The sequence below is a fragment of the Mesorhizobium sp. M8A.F.Ca.ET.161.01.1.1 genome (assembly GCF_004792105.1).
Classification (GTDB): Bacteria; Pseudomonadota; Alphaproteobacteria; order Rhizobiales; family Rhizobiaceae; genus Mesorhizobium.
This window is the reverse complement of sequence record NZ_SRTD01000485.1, coordinates 1-284: the sequence shown is the minus strand read 5'-3', so window position 1 is coordinate 284 and position 284 is coordinate 1. Positions and strand designations below refer to the sequence as shown.

Here is a 284-nt window from a genome sequence, read left to right as displayed (position 1 = left end):
ACTGACCCCCTTGCTTGAGACCATGCTCGATGAGCTGCCCGCCGGCAAGCAGTCGCTGGAAGGCCATGCCGTCGACGCCATGCTGTCCTCGGTGGACGTGCTGCGTGCCCTGCTGCGCGAGGCCGAACATGGCCAGGCCGCCGATCCGGCCGCAGTTTCCGCAGTGAAGGCGCGGCTGGAGGCAGTGCTGTCCGGGCAGGCCGCAGCGAGCACCCCGGCGCCGGCCGCCAAGGTGGACGATACGCCGGAAGCCTGGCAGATCGGCTTCACTCCGGCGCCGTCGC

The 284-nt window shown here is 70.8% G+C and carries 1 pseudogene; it reads left to right on the top strand.

Annotated features, from left to right (window positions below):
* Positions 1-284, top strand: a pseudogene (locus EN804_RS36665) (hypothetical protein); the annotation flags it as partial.